We start from the raw sequence: 588 nt of genomic DNA, 5'->3' as shown, positions 1-588 counted from the left end.
CGGAAGCCGCTGCCGCACTGTGCTGGCTGACCGTACAGCCTGGTCCACGCCGTCGGGAACGAATTGTGGAGGCCCAGCCCATCATCATCGCCGCGTTCAACCACACCCTGGTCGACCCGACAGACGAAACCGCCAGATACCTCAGCGCCATCACCGGACGCACCATCACTCGCGCCGAAGTCGATTTACAGCTCCTGGGCGCCATTACATTCATCGATGATGATCTCTGGTGTGCCCGCACGGCGTCCGAGCTCGGCCTTGACGACCTCACTCTCGACGCGCCACCCGGCGCCGCAGCGATCCAAGTCCGCCTTGGCGTGCAAGGCATCGCGGATCCTCTTCTTGACCCACGTCTGCCGCGGCTACTCGCCGCGACACGCCAATACCGGCGTTGCCATGGAGTAGCCGTCTACGCCACCGACGGAAGCTGGCGACTCTCCCTCACCGAAGGTGAGACGATCGCCGTTCTTCCCGGCCTCGGCCAGGCGGTAGTGGAGTCAAGCGAACCGACCAGCGACCACCTCCTCGACCAACTCAACGCCGGCGTCGGCGTGCTGGCCGACCTCTTCGAATAGCCAAGTGAAGGCA

1 protein-coding gene is annotated in these 588 nt (G+C 64.5%); it reads left to right on the top strand.

The features are described from left to right. Positions 1-575, top strand: a 575-nt coding sequence (locus DMB66_RS60410) for a hypothetical protein (protein ID WP_233625651.1), incomplete at its 5' end; no start/stop codon positions are given. Between the last annotated feature and the right edge of the window lie 13 nt (positions 576-588).

Source organism: Actinoplanes sp. ATCC 53533 (genome assembly GCF_003947245.1).
Note: the sequence above shows the minus strand (reverse complement) of the source record. Positions and strands in the feature narration are given on the sequence as shown.